Genomic DNA, 23,113 nt, shown 5'->3' on the forward strand with positions numbered 1-23,113 from the left:
CTAGCTACCGAAGTACGGCGAGCAGAAGCCGGCGGGGCCGACGCAGCCCGATTGCATCGGCGTGGCGGACGGCAATCCCGATCCGGAGGACCCGCTTTGCGCGACGCCGCCGACGTCCAGCCCTGTCGAGCCTGCCGCGCCTTGCGCGGCGGCCTTCGCTTGCGCTGCTTGTATATCGGCGGGATAGTTCGGATCGTCCCCGCGGGCCGGGTTGTAGCCCGCCTGCTCGACCCTGATCAAATCCGCGAGCACCTCGGCTCGCGTCAACGGATGGCTCGCCTGCGCGAAACTCGACACCGGCGCGCCGAGGGAGGCCATTGCCAGCGCGACAGTCCAGCCGGACACAATCTTCAACATGATTCGTACTCCTAATTAAATGTGAAAATATCCGTGCTGTAGACAGGAGAACGTCCATGGGTGCCGTCGTGCTTCGGTGCTTCGGTAAAGTTGGGGCAGGAACGGCTCGGTCTCTGTCTACACGACGGTAAACTCGAGAACCCGGCCGTCTATTCCCGTTTTCGTCGACGAGATCTCGAGCTACCGCCCCGGCGCGGCCTTGTGACGGGCGAGAAAGCGATCCAATTGTCCCGCGAACACCTTCGCGTCTTGTGCCGCGTACGGTCTGGGGCCACCGGTCGCGACGCCGGAATTGCGCAATTGGTCCATGACGTCGCGCATCGTCAAGCGCTCCTGAATGTTCTCGCGTGTCATCCATTCGCCACGCGGATCGAGAACATAGGCGCCTTTATCGAGGGCCGCGGCGGCCAGCGGTATGTCCGCTGTAATGACGAGGTCGCCCGCGCCGGCGAGTTCGACGATGCGATCGTCCGCCACGTCGAAGCCGGATGGCACTTGGAGCGCTTTGATGAAGGGCGACGGCGGCGTACGAAGATATTGGTTCGCGACGAGCGTGACGCACACTTCAGTGCGCCGTGCCGCCCGAAATAGAATGTCCTTCACGACTACTGGGCACGCATCGGCATCGACGAGTACTTGCATCGAACGCCCCTCAACCGTTGAAGGAACGAGCGGCGGTGACGCGAACCGCGCGTCCTCCCACCTGCACCGCCCCATTCAAGTATCGCGCGACGAGCGTGCATGGCTGACCGAGTCCGTCGCCTTGAAGCAGCGTCACGCTTTGCCGCAGGACCAGCGCCAACGCCCCGGCGGCCACGCCGGTTGCGGCGTCTTCCAAGCGCGGTTCGAGATGATTGAAGTTTCGCCCGGCGTAGACGCCGTCGCGAAGACGGCAGTAGACATAGATGCCCGAGATGCCGTGCTTTCGGCTCCACTCGGCGATACCGGCAAGGTTCGGGCGCATGGAATCGAGCAACGATCGATCCGCGACCTCGACGAGCAACTTAGGGCTGCCGACCGATGCCGGTCCGCGTATGCCGGCCAGATCCGTCTCGGCGACGCGCAGCAGCGCGGCCGTTTCGGCCAAGTCGGCCGTCATCGCTGGGCAAGGCTGCGGACTGACGCCTATGAAGATGGTCTCCTCGACGCGTTCGACTTCGAGCGCTTGCCGATGCACGCTCGTGATAAATCGGATCGAACCCGCGCGGGGATCGCGCTCGAAGCACACGGCGCTCGCCGCCAACGTTGCATGCAGACAAAGGGGGCTACGGGCGTGCGGGTAGTAATAGTCGAGTTGGACGTCACCTGAAGCGTCGAAATCGACGAACACCGTCGCGCTCGCGTCTTGCTCGTGCGCGAACGCTTGCCGCTGCGACTGCGTCAACGTCGAGCCTTCGACGACGATCGCGGCGTTTCCACTCTCGTCGGTGCGGCCAAAGCAATGAATGCGATGTGTTTTCATCAAGATCAACTAATAATGACGGTAACCCGGTTCCAGCGCGCTTGATATTGTTTCGCTTGGACGCGCTCGCGGAATGTCTCGACGCCGACTCGCGTCGGGTTATGGCGAACCACCATCGCAAACAGATCGCTCAATCCATGCGGCGCGATCGTTTCGATCGAATCGTCGGCGCGCAGCGTCAAGCCCACGCATGTCGCGAGCTCAGGCCATGACGAAACGGCTTCTTCCAACGATCGGAACGGCTGCACGGGATGCCCGAACTTCGATTCATACCATAGGTGCACGCCCGCCTGATTTTTGACGTCCCAACGCACTGCCGGATAGGCGGCATTGAGTCGCTGTTCCAGGGCTGAATCGCGCGCGGCGGAAATCTGTCCAGGATCGAAATAGGCCACATCGATATCGGCCAGTGCCGAGCGACCGTCGAAACCGTGGAGCCAATCCCAGACGAGATTGCGAACGGCACCGGCACCGATACACCACGACGACAAGCCCAGATCGCGCACGGCGACGAGCGCAGGATGAAACCAGGAAGACTCTGCGGCGAGTGCTGCGAGTTGGGTCGTCAGTACGTTTTCAGGTGCCACGGTCATGCGCGCTTCTTTAGCGATTTCATTGTTGCAGGCCCGGTTCATGCCTCGACTAACGCCTTCGGCGGATAGCTTGCCAGCACGACCGAGGTGGTCACGGACCCGAATTTCGCCAATGCGTCGATCGCGGCTTCGAGTGCCGCCATCTCTCGAACGACGATGCGCACGATGAAGCAATCCTCGCCGCTGATCCGATGCGCCTCGACGATCTCCGGCATCGTCTCGAACGCGTGCAAGCACCGTTTGATCTCGGCATGCGTCGTGCGGATTCTAACCATCGCGCCGATACCGCGACCGGCGAGCACCGGATTCACGCGCGCCGTATACCCCTCGATCACGCCGCACTCCTCGAGCCTTCTAATGCGCGCAGTGACAGCGGGCTGAGACAGTCCGATTTGCTTACCCAACTCCGTGTTCGTCATGCGAGCGTTTCGCTGGAGCGCCTCCAGGATCCGCCAGTCAAGTCGATCCAACGACACCGGCTTTGCTTTCATTCGTCAACGCCTTGAAATTCCGTGGATTCCCAAGCAAACAACCTTCAATTCATTCGTTTCGTCATGTTGCCCGAATTCTTGCGCTTTTACACTCGTTGCTGTTTAGCTCACGGAGATTTGACGAATGAATTGCCCTGTTTTCATCGTGCCCGGCATCGGAAACTCGGGCCCGTCGCACTGGCAAACGCTATGGCAGGCCGCGCACTCGGATTGGCAACGCCTCTCAGTGGACGATTGGGACCACGTGGTTTGCGATGATTGGGTGCATGCGCTCGAACGGCAGCTCACAAAGAGCGGAGCCGAAACCGTCGTCGTGGCCCACAGCCTCGGGTGTCTCGCGCTCGCGCATTGGGCAGCTCGATCCAGCCGCACGCTTCGGGGCGCTCTGTTGGTAGCCGTACCCGACCCCGCATCGCCCGCGTTCCCCCGGACAGCCGCCACCGGCTTCGAGCCTATCCCGGCCAAGCGGTTGGCCTTTCCGTCCGTGATCGTGGCGAGCACGAACGATCCTTACGGCAACCTGGACCATGCGCAAGCTTGCGCGGCGGCATGGGGCAGCGAGCTTATCGAGGTGCGCGAAAAGGGACATCTGAACGCTGATAGCAACCTGGGCCATTGGCCCGAAGCGTTGCAATGGCTCGAGAAACTTCGGAATCGATAATCGCGTTGGCTTGCGTTCTCGATCGCCACTCTCCGATGGACGCCGCGCGTCGCCCGCGGTGCTCGCCTGCAGAGCCCAGCGATTCGCGTTACGCTTGAGCGCTCTGGCGAAGTACCCTCCATGCACCCGCCAGGTCATCTTCGGAAGCTCGCAATGACAGCCCAACAGATTCAAATCGATTTTGTCTCCGACGTCGCGTGCCCTTGGTGTGCGATCGGCCTTTCCTCGCTACAGCAAGCGCTTGCGCAACTGGGCGATTCGATCGATGCGCACATCGTCATGCATCCGTTCGAACTCAATCCCACGATGACGGCCGGCGGCCAGGACGCCGTGGAATACCTCAGCCGGAAATACGGCCGTACTCCGGAGCAGATCGCCGAGACCCAGGCGATGATCCGCGAGCGAGGCGCGGCCGTCGGTTTCGAGTTCGGTTCGCGTACGCGCGTGTACAACACGTTCGACGCGCATCGGCTGCTGCACTGGGCCGGCGTCGAAGGCAAGCAAGTTGCGCTCAAGCAGGCCTTGCTGCGGGCCTACCATACCGACGGCAAGGACCCCGGCAACCACGACGTCCTCATCGAGGCCGCGCGCTCGGTCGGGCTCGACGCCGAGAAAGTGCGCGATGTGCTGGAAAACAATCGATTCGCCGACGAAGTCCGCGCCGAAGAGCAGGAGTATCAGGCGATGGGCATTCAGTCGGTGCCGGCCGTCATCTTCAACCGGCGCTATCTCGTGAGCGGCGGCCAGCCCGCGGAAGTGTTCGAGCAAGCCATCAGGCAAATCGTTTCCGAATCGGCCTGATGCGGCGCATCGGCTAGACGGCGCCGCCGTCCGTCGATACCGTAACGTCCTCCCACGCGCGGATTTCACCGGCGAGCACGGATAGTTTGTCTCGCACGAGACCGAGCGCATCGCTACCGAGCAATAGGTGCGTGGGCGGATGCTCCGCACCGATGACGGCAAGCATCGCACGCGCCGCTTTTTGCGGATCGCCCAATTGCTTGCCGCTTCTTTCCTCTCGCGCTTTGCGGATAGGATCGAAAATCGGATCGTAGTCCGCGATCGATCGAGGTGTTCTCGTCATCGACCGCCCTGCCCAGTCAGTGCGGAAAGACCCGGGCGCCACCGCCGTCACGGCAATGCCGAAAGGCTTCACTTCTTTACCCAGGCTTTCGGTGATGCCCTCCAGCGCGAACTTACTCCCGCAGTAATACGCAATTCCGGGCATCGTGATGTGGCCGCCCATCGACGTGATATTCAGAATGTGGCCGCTTCGGCGATTGCGCATGAAGGGAAGAACGGCTTTCATCATGGCGACGGCGCCAAAGACATTCACGTCGAACTGACGCCGCATCTCCGAGAGCGGCGATTCTTCCAATATGCCTTCGTGTCCGTATCCGGCGTTGTTGACCAAGACGTCGATCGGCCCGACGTCCGCTTCGATTCGCGCAACGACGCCATCGATGGCATCGAAGTCGGTCACGTCCAGAAGGTACGCGAACGCGGCTCCGTCCGACAAGGCTTCGAAATCGCGTTTTGCCTCGGCGCTTCTAACCGTGCCGACAACTTTATGTCCCGCGGCTAGCGCCTCTCGCGCGAGTGCGCGGCCAAAGCCGCTACTGACGCCGGTGATCAGCAAAATCTTACTGGATGACATCGATCTGGCTCCTGAATGTCGATAGGAGCATGCATACTAGTCTTACCGATGAGGTCGAATAAGCCCTATTTCACTGATTCTCTTGCACAAAACTATGAGCACGAAACGCGCGACGGCACATCGTCCAACCGGCTTCGCACGCAGTTCCAAAGATCGCATCGCCAAGCTACTGTTCGATTTGGCTCCCGACGAAGGCTATAACCTCACGGCGTTGCCGAGCGTGCGCATCCTGCGTTCGAATCGTCCGCTTTCACGCACGCCGGTCTTATACGATCCCGGCATCGTGATCGTTTGCCAGGGACGCAAGCGCGGCTACTTCGGCGACCAACTCTATCTTTACGACGAGCATCACTACTTGGCCGTCTCCGTGCCGGTGCCGTTCAGTATGGAAACCGACGCGACACCCGAGCGCCCCTTGCTTGCACTGTATCCGCACCTCGATTTCCCGATGGCGGCCGAACTAGCGGCGCAAATCGACGGCGAAGGCGCAACGCGCTCTGAGCAGATACCGAGAAGCATGATGTCGACGCCAATCGACGACGCCATGCAAGCTTCCGTGTTGCGGTTCCTGCAGGCGCTGCACGAGCCGCTCGAAGCGGCGGTCCTGGGTCCGAGCTTGCTGCGCGAGTTGTATTTCCGAGTACTCACCGGGCCGCAGGGCGGCTCGATGCGAGAGGCGTTGGCGACGCGCGGGCAATTCGGCAGGATTGGTAAATCGCTGCGCCTGATCCATGCGCGCTATGCCGCATCGCTCGACGTTGCGCGACTCGCCGAGGAAGCGGGGATGAGCGTCCCGAGTTTTCACAGCCATTTCAAGGCCATCACACAGGTATCGCCGATGCAGTACGTGAAGACGACGCGTCTACATCAAGCTCGCCTGCTCATGGTCCGTCAAGACTTGACCGCGGAAGCGGCGAGCCATGCCGTCGGTTATACGAGCCCGTCACAGTTCAGCCGGGAGTTCAAACGGCTGTTCGGACTGACGCCCGCCGCGGAAATCAAGCGTATGAAAACGAACTTCGCCATTCCGGAAGCGTTTGCCGATTCGGCATTCGTTTCGTCGCATTGAGGGCGACGTCGTTCTAATCGACGGTGTACCCCCGGTACCCTAAAGGGACGGACATCCTTGGCGGCATAGCGTTCTGAATCGCGACAGGCCAATGCTTCACAGCCAACCGGCCGCCTTGAATCGCCACCAAAGGATCACATCGATCGCCAGCATCGCCGCCAGGCAGATCGGATACCCGTACGCGTAATGCAACTCGGGAATACTTTGAAAATTCATTCCGTAGATGCCGGCGATCATCGTCGGCACCGCGAATAGCGCGGCAAAGGCACCGAGACGCTTCGTCACTTCGTTTTCCGCGAGGGAAATCATGCCGAGATTCACTTGAATCGCCGTCACGGTCATTTCGCGGCGCCCTTCGATCGTCCGTACGATCCGTTCGAGATGGTCGTAGACGTCGCGGAAATACGCACCCATTCCTGAGCACGCTTGCGGAATGCGCCCGCCCGTCAGCTTTCCGACACTCTCGAGCAACGGCGCGATATGGTGTTGCAACGCGACGAGCCGGCGCTTGAGCGAATACAAGTCTTCGATGATGGCGCGCGACGCAGTCAAGCTATGTTTCTCGAAGATGCGGTCTTCGATTTCCTCGAGTTCCGATCCGAGCGCTTGCAGGATCGGAAAATAGCGATCGACGATGCTATCGATCAACGCATAGAGCACGAAACCGGACCCGGATTTCAATAGATCCGGCTGCCGCTCGCAACGCGCGCGAACGTCCTGAAAGCCGTGGCGCGTTCTGTTTCGGACCGACAACACGTAGTTGGGCCCGACGAACACGTCGACCTCGCCAATCAGCAATTCTTCCTCGTCGTCCATCTCGAGCGTATGCAGTACGGCGAAAAGCGACTCTCCGTACTCTTCGATCTTCGGGTGCTGGTGCCCATGGCGAACGTCCTCGACCGCAAGCTCGTGCAACCCGAACTCCTCCTTCATCGTCTCGAGCTCGCCCGGCTCCGGGTCTTTCAACGCCACCCAAACGAAGCAATCGGGTTTAGCGAGGTAATCGCTGATGTCATGAATTTCGATGTCGGCGAGTTTCCTGCCGTCTTGGTAAGCAGCGCAATTGATCAACATGCTTGGGTACCTTGGAGCGACTACACGGGCGGGTGTCCGCGGTCAGGCAATGCGCAGCCCGCGGAAACGAGCATATTAGCCGAGCCTCGTTTCCCGAGCCGATCCCGATGCGCCGCCGCCAGGCAAAGATCTCGGCGCCTGACTGTCGATAACTGTAGAGTTTTGTGCTGCGCCGGAACGCACTATCGGAGTGGCCTGTACGATAACGCGTTCCACCAACCGAAGGCGTGCGTCATCGAGAAAGACAGTCCGCGCACGCCCGGCACAAAAGGAGAAGCCCCCGATGAAAATTGCACGCACCCTGTGTGGCGCCGCGGCGGCAGTACTATGCGCGACAGTACTGCAAGCCTGCGGCGGCGGTTCATCCAATTCGCCGGCCGCGCGCGCGGTCTCCGCGTCGCAGCAGCCGAACACCGCGACACGTTGGACGCCCGTCGCATCGGATACATGGCAGTGGCAATTGCAAGGCAAGATCAAAACGTCGTATGACGTGAAGATCTACGACATCGACCTTTTCAATACCGATACGGCGACGATCCAATCGCTGCACAACGCGGGGCGCAAGGTGGTCTGCTACTTCTCGGCGGGCAGCTCGGAAAACTGGCGGCCCGATTACAACCAGTTCAAGAGCACCGATATCGGCAATCCGCTCGATCCGGAATGGGTCGGCGAGAACTGGCTCGACATCCGCTCCGACAACGTCCGCTCGATCATGAAGCAACGGCTCGATCTGGCCGTGTCCAAGGGCTGCGATGGCGTCGAACCCGACAACGTGGATGGATATGCCAACGATCCCGGTTTCCCGCTGACGGCCCAGGACCAGATCGACTACAACACGTTCCTTGCGAACGAGGCGCATAGCCGCAATCTCGCCGTGGCGCTGAAAAACGACACCGACCAGCTCGCCCAGCTCGAACCGCTGTTCGACTTCGCGCTCAACGAAGAATGCAATGAGCGAAACGAATGCGACTACGGCGTATTCACGTCGGACAACAAGCTTGTACTGAACGCCGAGTACGCGGCTAAGTACCACACGGCCAGCGAGCAAAGCGCGCTGTGCGCCGCTGCGCACGCGGCCAACATGCGCACGCTCGTCCTGGCGAAAAAGCTCGACGACAGCTATCGGTTCAGTTGCGACGCGTCGTAAGCCCCTCATCGCATCACGCGTAAGGCCACACGAACCGGGACGGCGACGTTCCGGTTCGGCCATTGGCCGCCTCGCGCCGCCCCCTCCGACAGCCCGTCGGCCGGCCCGCTCCTCTACTTCACACGGTACCTTGCATAAAACACTACCGCCTGCTACAGTTCGCACCATGTCAAACCAAGTACCTTGCGATGCATAGCAAACAGCACGGTCGATACGTCCGCCGCCGCGCATGAAGACACAACTGAAGAAAGGCACGCTCGACATGTGCGTCCTGGCCGTACTCGCGCGCGGCGACAGCTATGCCTACGAGCTCGTCTCCACGCTCTCGAAAACGATGGAGATCAGCGAGGGCACGATCTATCCGCTGATGCGGCGGCTGCAAGCCGAAGCGTGGGTATCGACGTATCTCGTCGAATCCACTTCCGGTCCGCCGCGCAAGTACTACACGCTGACGGACTTGGGCCGTCGCAGCCTGCAAGAGATGCGAGGGGAATGGCGCGATTTTGTCGACGAAGTGAATAGCGTGCTCGGCTGGTCCGGCACGCGAGAGGACGAAGGGGAAGCTCAATGAAGCAGGACGCATTCATCCAGCGGTTGCGGCAAAGCCTGGCCAGTTTGCCCAAGCAAGAAGTCGAGGAAATCGTCGCCGACTACCGCGAATACATCGGCGATGCGATTGCCGCCGGCCGCAGCGAGGAAGACGTGATCGCCGCCCTGGGCGACCCCGACAAGCTGGCACGCGAAATCAAGGCCCAAGCGACCTACCGCCAATGGCAAGCGCGCCGCTCGTTCGGCAATCTCGCGCGCGTCGTGGCGTCGGTCGCGGGGCTCGGGTTGCTGAACCTGATCCTGCTCGTGCCGTTCATCATTTATCTAAGTCTGTTGACGGTCGGCTACGTCGTATCGGGAGCATTGGCGCTCGCGGGGCTGCTCGCCGCGGTCTACGTCGGCAGTCATCAGGCATTCGGCTGGCCTGCCGCCGACAAGCCAACTATCCACGTCAGCAAAGGAACGGGGCGCGCGGCGTCCGCCGCGTCCAGCGTCAACGGCCATGAAGGAAGCGATCAAGCACCGGATCTCGGCACCGTCAAAGTCGACGGCGACGATTTCGTGCTTGCCCTCGATGAAGGCGACAAAGCATCCATCGTGACACACGCTGGCGTGCTCGAACTCAAGAACGACGACGGCGACACGAAGATCGTCGCCCTAGGAAACGGCGCGGACAAACTCTTGACGAAAACGGGCGAGAACACCTATCGGATCGCCACTAGCGAGGTCAAAGCGCTGGAGGCCAATGACGAAGACGGCAAGGCGGTTTCGGTGACCCATGCCAACGACGGCAAGACGCTCCTATGGGACATCCGCGACGAAGACGGATCGGGCCGGGTTCAATTCGAGCAGGACGCGAAGGGCAATACGAGCCGCCTCGCGGTCGAAAGCGGCGCGCATTCGGTCGTGATCGATCCGAGCAAAGGGATCACCGTGAAGAGCAACGACGACATGGTTCATATCGTCGCGCCGATGGGATGGTCGCTCGGCGGCATGACGTTGCGCTATGCGCTGGCGATGTTGATCGGCGGTGCGCTCGGCTTGTTGATTTGCATATGGCTGACACGTTTGACGTGGCGCGCCCTTTCCCGCTACGTGAATCGCCAAATCGCCGCCCTCTCGGCGCGACTCGACGAACCCGGACAGACGTCGTAACACCCGAAATACGCAGCACCCGAAATACGCAACACCCGAAATACGCAACACCAGTCGTCGCTTCGGCAAGACTGGCCGCCTACTAGTTAGTAGTCCTACTTATTTCATTCACGCAACATCGAAAGAAAGGAATCGCCATGAGCCTGCACTATCTCGCCGATGTTTCAAAAACCGCCCACCGGCGGCCCGCCCCCGCACCCGCTCGTCTCGAGGGGCTACACTTCGACGCCATGTATATCCTCGATTGGCTCGAAGCAGGATGGCGAGCCGCTCGCACGCAGCCACTGCTCTGGCTGGGCACGTTCCTCGCCTGCGCCGCATTCGCGCTCGCCTGCAAGCAAATGCCGCTGCTTCGTCCCACCATCGTGCTGATTGCGCCGCTTCTCGTCGGCGCGTTGATGATCGCGCAAGAACGCGTGAGGATCGAGCGGCCCGCGCGGCTCGGCGACATCGTCGCTACGCTCTCGCAGCACTATTACCCGCTGCTCGCGATCGGGCTGGCCAGCGCGGCATTGATCGTGATCGGATACGTGCTCTCGGCCTTCGTCGTGGACGCATCGGTCCTCAAGTCGTTCGTGACCAGCGGCGCGCATCACGTCACGATCAGCTACGGAGGCCCGGGGTTGCGCGGGACGATCGCGACGCTCGTCGCCCTGCCGATCTTCGCCGTCGCACTCGCCGCGGCTTGGTTCGCGCCCGCGTTGGTCGTCCTGCGCGGCGCCAGTCCGCTCGATGCGATGGCGGCCAGTTTGCACGGTACCATTCGCAACTGGCGCACCACGCTCATTTACGTCGTGGCCGTGGCCGATGCGGTGCTGCTGGCCCATCAGGTGCCGCTCATCGCCTCAGCGCTCGTGCTTGCGCCGGTGATGCTCCTCACCATCTACGGCGGCTACCGCGAGGTGTTCGCCTCCCCTGCCTCACCCTTTACGCGATGATTCGATTCGACGATCTCACGGTGTTCGTACTGGCGGCCGATAACGGCAATATGTCGGCCGCCGCGCGCCTGCTCAATATCGCGCCGGCTGTGGCGAGCGCCGCCATCAAGCGGCTCGAGGCGGAACTCGGGGTACGCTTGTTCGCCCGCTCGACGCGTAGTTTGCGGCTGACGTCCGACGGTGCGCGATACGTCGAATTCGCACGCAATGCGTTATCTCAACTGCGTGCGGGGCAGGACGCGCTGATGCAAGAGCGCGACGAATTGCACGGCGCGCTGACGCTATCGATTCCGTCCGATATCGGACGCAACGTGCTCGTGCGCTGGTTCGACGATTTCATGGCGCAACATCCCGCGCTCGCCCTGAACGTGCGAATCGGGGATATGCGCGTCGATATGTTCCGCCAGCCCGTAGATGCGGCCATCCGCTATGGCGTGCCCGACGATTCGACGCTCGTCGCCTCGCCGCTCGCGCCCGAGAATCGGCGCGTACTATGCGCATCGCCCGCCTATTTCGCCCGGCACGGCAAGCCGGCTTCGCCCGACGAACTGCATCGCCACAACTGCCTGCGCTTGGCGCTCAGCGAGACGATGCATGATCGATGGACGTTCGGCAAAGACGGGGAAGAACGGGTCGTCAAAGTCACGGGGAACCGGGTCAGCGACGACGGCGAACTCGTACGCCGCTGGGCAGTGGCAGGACAGGGGCTTGCCTATAAGTCGCACCTGGACGTGTTGGCGGATCTACGCGCCGGCCGTCTCGAGACGGCGCTGGACGACTGGGACGGCGAACGCGCGCCCGTCAATCTCGTCAGCACCCATCGGCTTGCACCGACGCCGGCGCTCAGCCGCTTGCGCGATTTCCTGCAGGAGCGGATGCTGGCGTATGCGTCGGATGGGGAGTCGAACTAAAGGGGCATTTCCTGCGAAACGATGTACTTGAGCACATCGTCCGTCCGCCCACCCGAAACCAGTTGTTCGGCCGTCTTGTACTCGAATTCCGACAACGGCTCGTTGCGATACCAAAACAGCGCCTGCTTCACGCATCCGTGAATATCGGTGGCGGCGCGAATGACGCGCAGCGCCTCGCGCAAGAAACGCTGCACGCTCTCCGACGAAGGCGTGCGGCTCAGCGTATTCCGATGCACGCCTGCTTGCCGGGCCAACGTCTGCATATCGATATGCAGCGCTTCCGAAAAACGCCGCGCCGATACGATCGGCGCCGCAAACGCGGGATCCCGCAGCGAACTCATGAACTGCTCGAAGCTTTCGCCTTGCGCGATTTCCTCCACTACGACCGTCGAGTTCATCCTATTACCTCGCATCCTTCGTGCACGCGCGGCGCACGGACATGGCGATGATTACGCGCCTAAGCTAGCCCAGCCTTACAGCGCCTCAACGCCCTGTCGATTCGAAACGCGCCGCCCCCGGTAGGGCCGAGGGCGGCGCACTGCTTGCCTTCATCACCGCATTACTGCTTCGCAACTTGCTCGGCGTCGTTCGCCTTCATGTCGCCCCAGCCGCCACCCAGCGCGCGGATCAGGTTGACCGTCGCCACGGCCTGCGATCCGGCCAATTGGCTCGCCTGGCGCTGCGCTTGCAGCGTCGTGCGTTGAGAGTCGAGCACGTCGAGGTAGTTCACCTGGCCTTCGCGGTATTGCGCCTCCGACAGATGCTGAGCACGCGCGGCCGCATTGACCGCATCGGTCTGCGCGCGAATCTGATCGTCGAGCAAGCGAAGATCGGACAAACTATCCTCCACTTCGCGGAACGCCGTCAGCACTTGCGAGCGATAGTTCGCCACTTGCTCGTCGTATTGCGCGCGCGCCTGCGCGAGTTCAGCCTTGCGCCGGCCGCCGTCGAAAATCGGCAGCGTGAGCGCCGTACCGGCGAACGGCCCGAGCAAGAACGTGCGGCTCGACCACAAGAACAACTGGCTCAAGCCCGACGACTCGTAGCCGAAGGCACCCGTGACGTTGAGCTGCGGGAAGAACGCCGACTTCGCCAAGCCCACGCGCGCATTGGCCGCCGCCATCGCACGCTCCGCCGCCGAAATATCCGGACGACGTTCGAGCAACGCAGACGGCAACCCTGCCGGCACGCGCGCCAGGACGGGCTCGAGCGGCTGCTGCGGGAACGAGAACTCCGCGGGCGGCTTGCCGAGCAACACGGCAAGCGCGTGCTCGGCCGCCGCGCGCTGGCGTTCGACGCCGGCCGCTTCCGAACGCGCGGTCGCCAGCGAATTCGTGGCTTGCTGAAGATCGAGCTCGCTCACTTCGCCCGCATCGTAACGATGCTTGACGAGCTTCAAGCCCTCTTCGCGCGAGGTCACCGTCTTGCGATACAGATCCTGCTCCGTATCGAGTTCGCGCAGCGAGAAGTAGTTCGCCGCGACGTCCGCTTGCAGCGCGAGCTGCACGGAACGGAACAGCGCCTCTTGCTGCTGCGAATCGGCCCGTGTGGCCTCGACGTTGTCGCTGACGCGGCCGAACAGCGGCGCCTCGTACGAGGCCGTCGCTTGCGCGCGCCAAAGCGTCATCGGCGGCACATAGGCGTTTTGCGGCAGCCCTTGCGAAGCCGGCGAGACGCGCTCGCGCGTCGGGCCGAAGCCCGCGTCGAGTTCGGGGAACCAGGCCGAGCGAGCGGCATTGAGCGAGGCGCGCGATTCACGCACCCGTGCGGCCGCCGCCTTCAGGCTCTGGTTTTCCGCGAGCGCTTGCTCTTCGAGCTTGTTCAACGTCGCATCGCCGAACACTGTCCACCACTGGCCGCGCTCGAGCACTTCCGAAGGCTGCGCGCTCTTCCACGTGCCCGCCTCGGAGGCCGGCAGTGGCGCTTCCTTGAACGCGGTGGGCGTATCGATATCGGGCCGCTTGTAGGTCGGCCCCACCGAGCACGCGGCAACCAGCGTCATCAACAACCCGCTCGCCAGGGCCCGCTGTGCAAGGCGGGAGGCTGAAGCTACCGAATCAAACCGTTTCATCTTTATGTTTCTCCTGGCCTCAAGCATCCGTCAACTCGGGCTCGAGGTCCGATTCCTTGTGCGAGTCTTTACCCGCCACGTGGATCTTGCCGCCGGCCAGCGTCCGCAGCACCACATAGAACACCGGCGTCAGCATGAGACCGAACAGCGTCACGCCGAGCATCCCGAAGAACACCGCGATACCCATCGCATGGCGCATTTCGGAGCCGGCGCCCGTCGACAACACGAGCGGCACCACACCCATGATGAACGCGATCGACGTCATCAAAATCGGGCGCAGACGCAGCCGGCTCGCCTCGATCGCCGCGGCGACCGGCGAGCGGCCGTCATGCTCGAGTTCGCGCGCGAATTCCACGATCAGAATCGCGTTCTTCGACGCCAAGCCAACGAGCACCATCAAACCGATCTGCGTGAAGATGTTGTTGTCGCTGCGCAGCAGCCAGACGCCGGTCAATGCGGACAGCACGCTCATCGGCACGATCAAGATGACGGCGAGCGGCAACGTGAGGCTCTCGTACAGCGCCGCCAGCACGAGGAACACGAGCAGCACGCTGATCGGGAAGACCCAGATCGCCGAGTTGCCGGCCAGCACCTGTTGATACGTCAAGTCGGTCCACTCGAACTTCACGCCGCGCGGCAACGCTTCCTTCGCGATACGCTCGATCGCCGCTTGCGCCTGACCGGACGAGTAGCCCGGCGCCGGGCCGCCGTTGATGTCCGCGGCGGTATAGCCGTTGTAGCGCACGACCATCTCCGGCCCGAACGTCGGCGACACCGTCACGAGCGACGAAAGCGGCACCATATCGCCCGAGGCATTGCGCGTCTTCAACTGCAAGATGTCGTCCGGATGCGCGCGGAACGGCGCATCGGCCTGCACGCGCACTTGATACACGCGCCCGAAGCGGTTGAAGTCGTTCACGTACAACGAGCCGAGGTAGATCTGCATCGTATCGAAGACGTCCGTCACCGATACGCCGAGCTGCTTGGCCTTCACGCGGTCGAGATCGACGTTCAACTGCGGCACGTTGATCTGATAGCTCGTGAACAGCGGGCCGAGCTCGGGCGCTTGTTGCGCGCGCTTGATGAACGCTTGCGTGGCCGCGTCGAGTTGCGCGTAGCCGAGCGCGCCGCGATCCTCGAGTTGCAGCTTGAAGCCGCCCAGCGTCCCGAGACCCAGCACCGGCGGCGGCGGGAACACGGCAACGAACGCGCCCTTGATGCTCGCGTATTTCTGATTGAGCGCGCCCGCGATCGCACCGGCCGACAGCGCCTTGGAGCCGCGATCCTTGAACGGCTTGAGCGTCACGAACACGATGCCCGCGCTCGAGCTGTTCGTGAAGCCGTTCACCGACAAGCCGGGGAACGCCACGGCGTGCTCGACGCCCGGTTGTTTCATCGCGATCTCGCCCATATCGCGGATCACTTGCTCGCTGCGATCGAGCGTCGCGCCGTTCGGCAATTGCGCGAAGGCGATCAAGTACTCCTTGTCTTGCGCCGGCACGAACCCGCCCGGCACGATGTGCGTGACGAACAGCGTCGCCCCGAGCAGCACCGCGTAGACGCCGAGCATCAGCGATTTGCGGCCGAGCACGCCCGTCACACCGCGACCGTACGACTGCGAGCCGCGCTTGAAGACCTTGTTGAATCCATTGAAGAAGCCGCCGAACACACGGTCCATCGCACGCGTGAGCCAATCTTTCGGGGCGTCGTGGCCGCGCAGCAAGATCGCGCACAGCGCCGGCGAGAGCGTCAGCGAGTTGAACGCCGAGATCACCGTCGAGATCGCGATCGTCATCGCGAACTGCTTATAGAACTGCCCCGTCAGCCCGCTCATGAACGCGAGCGGCACGAACACGGCCACGAGCGTCAGCGCGATCGCGATAATCGGTCCGCTCACCTCGCGCATCGCCCGGTAAGTGGCCGCTCTCGCGCTCAAACCGGCCGAGATGTTGCGCTCGACGTTTTCCACCACGACGATCGCATCGTCGACCACGATCCCGATCGCGAGCACCATCCCGAACAGCGATAGCGCATTGATCGAAAAACCGAACGCCAGCAGCAGCGAGAACGTCCCGACGATCGACACCGGCACGGCCACGAGCGGAATGATCGACGCGCGCCACGTCTGCAAGAACACGATCACGACCACCACCACGAGCGCGATTGCCTCGAGCAGCGTGTGGATCACGGCTTCGATACTCGAGCGCACGAACTGCGTCGGGTCATAGACAATGCTGTAATCGACGCCGGCCGGGAAGTCCTTCTTCAAATCGGCCATGTCCCTGCGGACTTGATCCGAAATGGCGAGCGAGTTCGCGCCGGGCTGCTGGTTGATCGCCAATGCAACGGCCGGCTTGTTGTCGAGCAGCGAACGAAGACCGTACTCGGATGCGGCCAACTCGACGCGGGCGATGTCGCGCAGGTACGTGACGCCGCCGTCGGGCGCAGTCTTGACGACGATCGCGCCGAACTGCTCCGTCGTTTGCAAGCGCCCGCGGGCATTCACCGACAACTGCAAAGGCACGCCCGGCAACGACGGCGAGCCGCCGATCACACCGGCCGCCACTTGCACGTTTTGCTCGCGAATGGCGCTCACGACGTCGCTGGCGGTCAGATTACGCTGGGCCAGCTTGTTCGGATCGAGCCAAATACGCATCGCGTAGTCACCCGAGCCCCACAGTTGCACCTGGCCGACACCCGAGATCCGCTCGAGACGATCCTTGACGTTGAGCAGCGCGTAGTTGCGCAGATACGTCATGTCGTAGCGGTTATCGGGCGAGATCAAGTGCACGACCATCGTCAGCGTGGGCGAGCTCTTGATCGTCGTCACGCCGAGGCGCTGGACGTCGTCGGGCAGACGCGGCATCGCTTGCGAGACGCGGTTCTGCACGAGTTGCTGTGCCTTGTCCGGATCGGTGCCGAGCTTGAACGTGACGGTCAGCGTCATGTTGCCGTCGCTGTTCGCCTGCGCCTGCATGTAGAGCATGTTCTCGACGCCGTTGATCTGCTCTTCGAGCGGCGAGGCCACGGTCTCCGCGATCACCTTCGGATTCGCGCCCGGATACTGCGCGTGCACGACGACCGACGGCGGCACGACTTCGGGGTACTCGGAGATCGGCAACTGGAACAGCGCAATCACGCCGGCCAGCAGGATCAGGACCGAGAGCACCCCCGCGAATATAGGTCGGTCAATAAAAAATTTTGAAATGTTCATATCGCTTTCTGAGTCACGAATCTCAGGAATTCTTCGCCTGGGCAGCCTGGCCTGCGTCGGCAGTCGGGTTGCCACCGTTGCCGCCTGCGGGATCGTCGGTCATCGGCACCATGTGGGCTCGCACCGTTGCGCCCGGACGTACGCGCTGGATGCCGTTCACGACGATGCGATCGCTTGCGCTCAGGCCCGCCGTGATGACGCGCAGGTTGCCGTGTTCGGCGCCGAGCTTCACTTCGCGGTACACCACCTGACCCTTCGGATCGACGACGAGCACGTACTTCTTGTCTTGATCGGTACCGATCGCGGCTTCGTCGATCAAGAGCGCGGCGTGCGGCTCTCCGCCGCCCACCTTGACACGCGCGTACAAGCCCGGCACGAGCGTGCCGTCCGCGTTGTCGAAGCGCGCCCGAACGCGGATCGTGCCCGACGACGTATCGAGCCGGTTGTCGACCGAGGCGATCGCGCCTTTGCGCGAGTAGCCGGTTTCGTCGGCAAGGCCGAGATCCACGGGCACGTTCGCTCCGTTGCGCGCACGGCCGATGTACTTCAAATACGTCTGCTCATCGACGTCGAACGAGGCGTAGATCGGCGACACCGAGACGAGCGTGGTCAACGGCGCGGCGCTGGCACCGGCCGAGACGACGTTGCCGACCGTGATTTCGGCACGCGAGACGCGTCCCGCGACCGGCGCGACGATCGTCGTATAGCCGAGATTGATCTGCGCCGTCTCGAGCGCGGCCTGCGCCGCTTTCACATCGGCCGCCGCTTGCAGGGCGGTGTTTTGCTTTTCGTCGTAATCGCGTTTGGCGATGGCGTTGTCGCTCATCAAGCGCTGCGCGCGTTGCCAATCGGTTTGCGCGTAGCTGTTGCGCGCCTGCGCCGCGGCAAGCTGCGCCTTGGCGCGATCGACTTCCGCCGCGTACGGCCGCGGGTCGATCACGAACAGCGTCTGTCCCTTCTTGACGAGCGCGCCGTCCTTGAAGTCCACGGCCACGATCGTGCCGGAGACTTGCGGACGAACGTCCACCTTGTCGACTGCCTCGAGCCGGCCCGAGTACGTCTGCCAATCGGTCACGGTCCGGTTCAGAACCGTGGCGACATCGACCTCCGGTTCCATCGGCGCCGCTTGTGCGGGCGCGCTCGCATTCACGCGAATCGCGCTGAACGCCCCGATGCCGGCGACCGCTGCGACGGCAAGGACCGCGTAGGCGATACGATTACGAGAAAGAGGTTTCTTGGACATTGTCGAGGCTCCGGGGTGTGATGATTTGTTGTATGACGTTCGAGATCAGCCTGCCGTTACAGCCAGCGGCTCGAGATGACGCTCGAAAAAACGGACGGCATCTTGCAAAGCTTGCGGATCGTACGCGATTCGCTCATGCGTCGCATTCGAGTAGCGCATGACCTGCGTCGGCACGCCCGCGCCGATCAAACGGGCGGCGTACGTTTCGGCTTCGACGTGCAATACGTCGTTGCGCGCGGTCGCGATGAATGCGGGCGGCAACCCCGCGAGCCGCACCGATTCGAGCGGCGCCGCGTACGGGTGCATTCGTTGCGAGGCTTTGGGCAAATACGCCCGGTAGCTCGCTAAGCACTGACGCGGCGAGATATCGGACTCGACCTTTCGCTCATCGGCCAGACACGTCATGCTCGGATCGAGCATGGGACTGAACAACGCGATCGCACCGATACGCACGTCGCCGCGATCGCGCGCGATGAACGCGAGCCCGTTCGCCACGTGGCCGCCCGCGCAATGACCGGCCGCGAACAGGCGCTTGCCGTCCGCGCCGATCGACTTGCCCGCGGCCTCGGCCCAGCGGGCCGTGCGATAGGCGTCTTCGAGCGCCGCGGGAAACGGGTGCTTGGGCGCCAGCGAATAACCGACCGAGACGACCAAAACAGGTAAATGCTCCGCGAAATGCCGAGCGGCGAATTCGGCGTCGTCGAGCGATCCGCCGACAAAAGCCCCGCCATGAAAATAAAGCATGACCGGCAATGAGCCTACGCCGGCGCGGCGATAAAGCCGTACCTGAATATTGCTCTCATAGCCTGCGATCTGAGCTTCGTCGACCTGAAGCGGCTGTCCGCTCCAGGGCGACCCCACCTGCAGACCACGGGAATGCGTAGTTGGCATGTTCGAAACGCGCAATGCGCGGCAGTTTCACGATGCCCGAATTGTGTGGTCGGCAGACTTGCGGATAAATGCCTATAATCCGGCAACACAATTCACCGCGTCCGAACAATTGATCCCATTACTTGGGAATGTCTCGGATTGGCGCCTCAGTGCACGAAAGCGGTGAATCATAGATTCTTCAGTTGGAGAACGAAGATGGATCGCCTCCAGGCCATGCAGGTGTTCACGCGTGTGGTCGACACGAACAGTTTCACGAAGGCCGCGGAAACGCTCGACCTGCCGCGCGCCTCGGTCACCACGATCATTCAGAACCTCGAGTCGTACCTCGGCGTGCGTCTCATGCACCGCACGACGCGCCGCTTGAGCCTGACGCCCGACGGTGCCGCTTATTATGAGCGCTGCGTGCGGATTTTGGCCGACGTGGACGAAACAGAGAGCAGTTTACAAAACGGCAGCAAAAAGCCGCATGGAAAACTGCGCGTCGACATGCCGGGCTCGCTCGGCCGCACGGTCGTCATTCCATCGTTGTGCGAATTCCACACGCGCTACCCGGATATCGATTTGCAACTGGGCTTTTCCGATCGGCCCGTCGATCTGCTGCAAGAGGGCGTCGATTGCGTGATCCGCGTCGGGGCGCTGCAAGACTCTTCGCTCGTGGCGCGCCGTATCGGCTTGTTCGAATGCGTGACCGTTGCCGCACCCGACTATCTCGCGCGCGCCGGCGAGCCGCGCTCGATCGAGGAGCTGAGCCAATATCAAGCCGTCAATTACTTCTCGAGTAGAACGGGGCGCGTCATCGATTGGTCGTTTCTCGTGAACGGCCAGGAAGTCGAGGTGAAGATGACGGGCTCGGTCTCCGTCAACGATGCCGACGCCTATTTGACGTGCGCCCTGGAAGGCTTCGGTCTCATTCAAGCGCCGCTGTACATGGCCCTGCCGCATCTGCGTTCGGGTGCGCTGAAGGAAGTGCTGCCCGAGTGGAAGCCGCTGCCGATGCCGATTTCGACCGTCTACCCGCACAGCCGTCATTTGTCGCCGAAGGTGCGCGTATTCGTCGATTGGGTGGCCGAGGTGTTCGACCGCTGCCCGCTGCTGAGCGGCCGTCAAAGCCTGGATGCCGTATGCAGCAAGCGCACGCCGGAAGAGCGCGAGAACGCGCCGGCGCTCGATACGCCCGTACTTACGGAGTGGGTGGTCTGAAGATTGCCGGCAGGACATCGAACATCGATTGTTCTGCCGAGCCGACAAATTATTTCGCAAAACTCGGGTTTATCCCGATATCGAACGCGCCTACATTTGCTCCTACCGCGACGCCGATCACCGGCAACGCACTCGATACAACAGGAGCAACATCATGAAGCGCACCATCGCAGCCGCCCTCTTCGTTTCGCTTTTCGCCAGCACCGCCGCTTTCGCCGACGGCGGCATCGGCCATAACGGCTCGTATCAAGACCAATCGTGGGCCGGTAAGAGCACCAAGACGCGTGAAGAAGTGCGCGCCGAACTCGTCGCCGCCCGGCGCGACGGCACGCTGCCTTCGATGAACAAGCAGAGCTATCCGGATCTGAGCCTTGCCGGTCAAACGCAGGCAGCTCGTGTGGCGCTTAGCGACGAAGGCAATGCGCGCGTCTCGCTCGCTCGTGCGGGCAATTAAGCAGGTAAGTAGGTAAGTAGGTTCGCCACGGTCCATCGCCTTAAATAAGGAGTCCTAAATGTTCGATGTAGCACCCTCCATGCTCGATCATTGGGACAGCGATACGCCCGTTTGGACGCCATTCGAGCCGCGGCGGCACGATGCCGCCGCGCTCGACGCGCCAAGCGGTGCGGGGCGCCGTCTCGACGTTCGGCCCAATGGGTCGCAGTCTTTTGCACGAGCGGATTGCCGCGGGCGAATGGGTTCTGGATCGCGCGCGTAACGCCGCCTTGCGCGGCGTAGTTCAGCGGGTTGTCGGCGCTTGTTTGGCCTGCGTACGGACGGTCGAAGTCGGACCCCGTCCGTGGGTCGGTCACCATAGCGGCGTTTTAATTTGGTATGGAACTCCCCGGTCCCGGTCGTTCTCGTCGTGCGTTACTTAATCAATTTCATTCCTGCAACCTTCGAAGCCGTCACGTCCAAAGTCGCCGTGTATTCGCACTCGGCGATATGTCCCGATCGCTCGATCAGGCAGTCCGAAAAATCGCCCTTAGCAGATGCCACGAAAACCCGAAGCGCCTTTCGAACCGTGTCGGCAGCTTCAACGACCAGCTCCTTCGTACCGATCATCGAATCGACGATGTCCTTCATCTGCTCACGCTCAACGCCGTAGCAGCGCCCGAGCACCCACACGACCTCGATCAGTGCGGCCTGCGAAACGTACCCCGGTCGTTCAGCCGAGAGGGACTCCATCAGCGCCGTCGCCTTTTTCGACTGCACGGCGTCGTCCTGTGCGAAATAGCGGACCAATACATTCGTATCTAGTCCGATCATCGCGCTGATGCCCCCTGCTCCGCGATGGCCCGGTTCATGTCTTCGATCGACACCGGTTTCGCGGGCTTCTTCACGATGCCCTTGAGCGAAGCCAGCGAGCGCGTCGCCGGATAGAGCTCATACCGTCCCGTCGCCTCATTGAAGCTGAATTCGATCCGGTCGCCAGACTCGAGGCCCAGCTGATTGCGCACGTCTACCGGAATGGTGACCTGGCCCTTTGAAGTGATAGTTGCTGCTGTCATGGTGACACCTCCGATGCTCCTTACTTTGAGGTAAGGAACTCAGAAATGCAAGGGCAGGCGGTGGACGATGGTGGTCCTCATGCGAAAGGCGGCGCTTTTGAATTGAGGGCCTCGCAGCCGTGATCGCTGCCACTAACGTAGCCGCGTGTGTCCAAAATGTTCGACGTGTCGCCGTGCCCAATCATCGTGACAGCTACACGCCCGTTCGAACTCCGTTCTGGCCGCGGCGGCATGATGCCGCCGCGGGCCGACACACTCAGCGTTGCGGCACGCCGTCTCGCCATACACCCCAATACGTCACGATCTCTTGCACGAGCGGATTGCCGGCCGCCAACGGGTTTTGAATCGCGGGCATGAAGCCGCCTTGAGTCACGTACGCTCGAGTTGATGCGCAACGCGTCGTCCAGCCTCTCACGCGAAAAGTGTTGGACAATCCTTGCACAGCCATCGGGATAGGGGACGTGCGCCCGGCCGCCGTTCACGGCAACTACCGCCCTCGGTCGATGACGCGCTTCAGATTGGCGCGAGCCTCGGTGAACGGGATGGTACGCATACGACTTGTCAGCGTTCAGCCCGTCGTCCGCCGTCACTTAGACGCCTGACTTCTCGACGCAGTCGCCGGTTTTCCAAGAACAACGCGACGAAAACGACAACGCCCAAAATCAACGAACTCCACTCTCCCGCGGCGTGCCCGAAAGCCCAGGCCAGCGACGCCAGAATCAATGAGACAACAACAAGCAATGTGCGGTCTTTCCACCATTCAGCAGAACCGAACTTCATAGTTACCTCGCTGTTGTCAATGATCGCCGCTATGGAGCCAAACCGGGATCGGCGTATTGGAGCCACCTCAGGATCGGCGTAAAGGAGCCAGCGGATGATCGCCGTAATGGCGCCACTTCAGGATCGCCGTAAAGGCGCCAC

General features: G+C 62.1%; 25 protein-coding genes and 1 pseudogene. 10 read left to right on the forward strand and 16 right to left on the reverse strand.

Annotation, left to right across the window (positions count from 1 at the left end; translation table 11 throughout):
- The 5 genes from C0Z18_RS29200 to C0Z18_RS29220 form a co-directional block, all read right to left on the reverse strand.
- A complete protein-coding gene (locus tag C0Z18_RS29200) occupies positions 1-357 on the reverse strand; it encodes a DUF4148 domain-containing protein (RefSeq protein ID WP_102648926.1) in 357 nt (118 codons plus the stop codon).
- 180 nt (positions 358-537) lie between these two features.
- Positions 538-999, reverse strand: a complete 462-nt coding sequence (locus C0Z18_RS29205; RefSeq protein ID WP_102648927.1) for a YaiI/YqxD family protein — start codon at positions 997-999, stop codon at positions 538-540.
- 10 nt (positions 1,000-1,009) lie between these two features.
- Complete coding sequence (locus C0Z18_RS29210) at positions 1,010-1,819, reverse strand: PhzF family phenazine biosynthesis protein (RefSeq protein ID WP_102648956.1); 810 nt, start codon at positions 1,817-1,819, stop codon at positions 1,010-1,012.
- 5 nt (positions 1,820-1,824) lie between these two features.
- Positions 1,825-2,412: a nucleotidyltransferase family protein gene (locus C0Z18_RS29215; RefSeq protein ID WP_102648928.1), complete on the reverse strand. Its 588-nt coding sequence runs from the start codon at positions 2,410-2,412 to the stop codon at positions 1,825-1,827.
- Positions 2,413-2,450: 38 nt separating this feature from the next.
- Positions 2,451-2,903, reverse strand: coding sequence for an Lrp/AsnC family transcriptional regulator (locus C0Z18_RS29220; RefSeq protein WP_102648929.1), 453 nt, complete (start codon positions 2,901-2,903; stop codon positions 2,451-2,453).
- Between the two features lie 124 nt (positions 2,904-3,027).
- Between C0Z18_RS29220 and C0Z18_RS29225 the strand changes: the two genes are divergently transcribed.
- Both C0Z18_RS29225 and C0Z18_RS29230 read left to right on the forward strand, forming a co-directional pair.
- Complete coding sequence (locus C0Z18_RS29225) at positions 3,028-3,564, forward strand: RBBP9/YdeN family alpha/beta hydrolase (protein WP_102648930.1); 537 nt, start codon at positions 3,028-3,030, stop codon at positions 3,562-3,564.
- A 153-nt stretch (positions 3,565-3,717) separates the two neighbouring features.
- Positions 3,718-4,365, forward strand: a complete 648-nt coding sequence (locus C0Z18_RS29230) for a DsbA family oxidoreductase (protein WP_102648931.1) — start codon at positions 3,718-3,720, stop codon at positions 4,363-4,365.
- A 13-nt stretch (positions 4,366-4,378) separates the two neighbouring features.
- On the opposite strand, the gene C0Z18_RS29235 is transcribed toward C0Z18_RS29230, so the two are convergent.
- Positions 4,379-5,221 (reverse strand): oxidoreductase, encoded by an 843-nt coding sequence (locus C0Z18_RS29235; protein ID WP_102648932.1) that lies wholly within the window; start codon positions 5,219-5,221, stop codon positions 4,379-4,381.
- 94 nt (positions 5,222-5,315) lie between these two features.
- Here C0Z18_RS29235 and C0Z18_RS29240 point away from each other — a divergent pair, with 94 nt between their 5' ends.
- Positions 5,316-6,290: an AraC family transcriptional regulator gene (locus tag C0Z18_RS29240; protein ID WP_102648933.1), complete on the forward strand. Its 975-nt coding sequence runs from the start codon at positions 5,316-5,318 to the stop codon at positions 6,288-6,290.
- A 96-nt stretch (positions 6,291-6,386) separates the two neighbouring features.
- Here the strand turns inward: C0Z18_RS29240 and corA are convergent, their stop codons facing one another.
- Entirely contained in the window at positions 6,387-7,364 is a 978-nt protein-coding gene (gene corA / locus C0Z18_RS29245; protein WP_102648934.1) for a magnesium/cobalt transporter CorA, read from the reverse strand.
- A 283-nt stretch (positions 7,365-7,647) separates the two neighbouring features.
- Between corA and C0Z18_RS29250 the strand changes: the two genes are divergently transcribed.
- From C0Z18_RS29250 to C0Z18_RS29270, 5 genes are all read left to right on the forward strand, one after another.
- Positions 7,648-8,511, forward strand: a complete 864-nt coding sequence (locus C0Z18_RS29250; protein ID WP_102648935.1) for an endo alpha-1,4 polygalactosaminidase — start codon at positions 7,648-7,650, stop codon at positions 8,509-8,511.
- A 229-nt stretch (positions 8,512-8,740) separates the two neighbouring features.
- On the forward strand, positions 8,741-9,082 hold the full coding sequence (locus tag C0Z18_RS29255; RefSeq protein ID WP_102648936.1) for a PadR family transcriptional regulator: 342 nt from the start codon (positions 8,741-8,743) through the stop codon (positions 9,080-9,082).
- Positions 9,079-10,215 carry a DUF1700 domain-containing protein gene (locus C0Z18_RS29260; protein ID WP_102648937.1) on the forward strand — a complete coding sequence of 379 codons (1,137 nt, stop codon included), beginning with the start codon at positions 9,079-9,081 and terminating at the stop codon, positions 10,213-10,215. Before C0Z18_RS29255 ends, C0Z18_RS29260 begins: the two co-directional genes overlap by 4 nt.
- A 137-nt stretch (positions 10,216-10,352) precedes the next feature.
- Positions 10,353-11,153: a BPSS1780 family membrane protein gene (locus tag C0Z18_RS29265; protein WP_146014123.1), complete on the forward strand. Its 801-nt coding sequence runs from the start codon at positions 10,353-10,355 to the stop codon at positions 11,151-11,153.
- A complete protein-coding gene (locus C0Z18_RS29270) occupies positions 11,150-12,064 on the forward strand; it encodes a LysR family transcriptional regulator (protein ID WP_102648939.1) in 915 nt (304 codons plus the stop codon). The genes C0Z18_RS29265 and C0Z18_RS29270 overlap by 4 nt, the downstream gene beginning before the upstream one ends.
- On the opposite strand, the gene C0Z18_RS29275 is transcribed toward C0Z18_RS29270, so the two are convergent.
- The 5 genes from C0Z18_RS29275 to C0Z18_RS29295 form a co-directional block, all read right to left on the reverse strand.
- A complete protein-coding gene (locus C0Z18_RS29275) occupies positions 12,061-12,462 on the reverse strand; it encodes a DUF2384 domain-containing protein (protein WP_102648940.1) in 402 nt (133 codons plus the stop codon). The genes C0Z18_RS29270 and C0Z18_RS29275 overlap by 4 nt on opposite strands.
- Positions 12,463-12,623: 161 nt before the next feature.
- Positions 12,624-14,135 carry an efflux transporter outer membrane subunit gene (locus C0Z18_RS29280; RefSeq protein ID WP_102648941.1) on the reverse strand — a complete coding sequence of 504 codons (1,512 nt, stop codon included), beginning with the start codon at positions 14,133-14,135 and terminating at the stop codon, positions 12,624-12,626.
- A gap of 19 nt (positions 14,136-14,154) precedes the next feature.
- Positions 14,155-17,349, reverse strand: a complete 3,195-nt coding sequence (locus C0Z18_RS29285; RefSeq protein WP_102648942.1) for an efflux RND transporter permease subunit — start codon at positions 17,347-17,349, stop codon at positions 14,155-14,157.
- Positions 17,350-17,371: 22 nt separating this feature from the next.
- Entirely contained in the window at positions 17,372-18,592 is a 1,221-nt protein-coding gene (locus C0Z18_RS29290; protein WP_102648943.1) for an efflux RND transporter periplasmic adaptor subunit, read from the reverse strand.
- Positions 18,593-18,637: 45 nt separating this feature from the next.
- Positions 18,638-19,483 (reverse strand): alpha/beta hydrolase, encoded by an 846-nt coding sequence (locus C0Z18_RS29295; RefSeq protein ID WP_102648944.1) that lies wholly within the window; start codon positions 19,481-19,483, stop codon positions 18,638-18,640.
- A 195-nt stretch (positions 19,484-19,678) separates the two neighbouring features.
- Between C0Z18_RS29295 and C0Z18_RS29300 the strand changes: the two genes are divergently transcribed.
- Together C0Z18_RS29300 and C0Z18_RS29305 are read left to right on the forward strand one after the other, a co-directional pair.
- Positions 19,679-20,683, forward strand: coding sequence for a LysR family transcriptional regulator (locus C0Z18_RS29300; protein ID WP_102648945.1), 1,005 nt, complete (start codon positions 19,679-19,681; stop codon positions 20,681-20,683).
- A 154-nt stretch (positions 20,684-20,837) separates the two neighbouring features.
- Entirely contained in the window at positions 20,838-21,137 is a 300-nt protein-coding gene (locus C0Z18_RS29305) for a DUF4148 domain-containing protein (protein WP_102648957.1), read from the forward strand.
- Positions 21,138-21,301: 164 nt separating this feature from the next.
- On the opposite strand, the pseudogene C0Z18_RS33700 reads toward C0Z18_RS29305, so the two are convergent.
- The 4 genes and pseudogenes from C0Z18_RS33700 to C0Z18_RS29330 form a co-directional block, all read right to left on the reverse strand.
- Positions 21,302-21,481 (reverse strand): annotated as a pseudogene (locus C0Z18_RS33700) (purine nucleoside permease); the annotation flags it as partial.
- 70 nt (positions 21,482-21,551) lie between these two features.
- Positions 21,552-21,950 carry a PIN domain-containing protein gene (locus tag C0Z18_RS29315; protein ID WP_102648946.1) on the reverse strand — a complete coding sequence of 133 codons (399 nt, stop codon included), beginning with the start codon at positions 21,948-21,950 and terminating at the stop codon, positions 21,552-21,554.
- A complete protein-coding gene (locus C0Z18_RS29320) occupies positions 21,947-22,192 on the reverse strand; it encodes an AbrB/MazE/SpoVT family DNA-binding domain-containing protein (RefSeq protein ID WP_102648947.1) in 246 nt (81 codons plus the stop codon). The genes C0Z18_RS29315 and C0Z18_RS29320 overlap by 4 nt, the downstream gene beginning before the upstream one ends.
- A 561-nt stretch (positions 22,193-22,753) precedes the next feature.
- On the reverse strand, positions 22,754-22,972 hold the full coding sequence (locus C0Z18_RS29330) for a hypothetical protein (RefSeq protein ID WP_102648948.1): 219 nt from the start codon (positions 22,970-22,972) through the stop codon (positions 22,754-22,756).
- Between the last annotated feature and the right edge of the window lie 141 nt (positions 22,973-23,113).

This window comes from Trinickia dabaoshanensis, from assembly GCF_002879885.1.
Classification (GTDB): Bacteria; Pseudomonadota; Gammaproteobacteria; order Burkholderiales; family Burkholderiaceae; genus Trinickia; species Trinickia dabaoshanensis.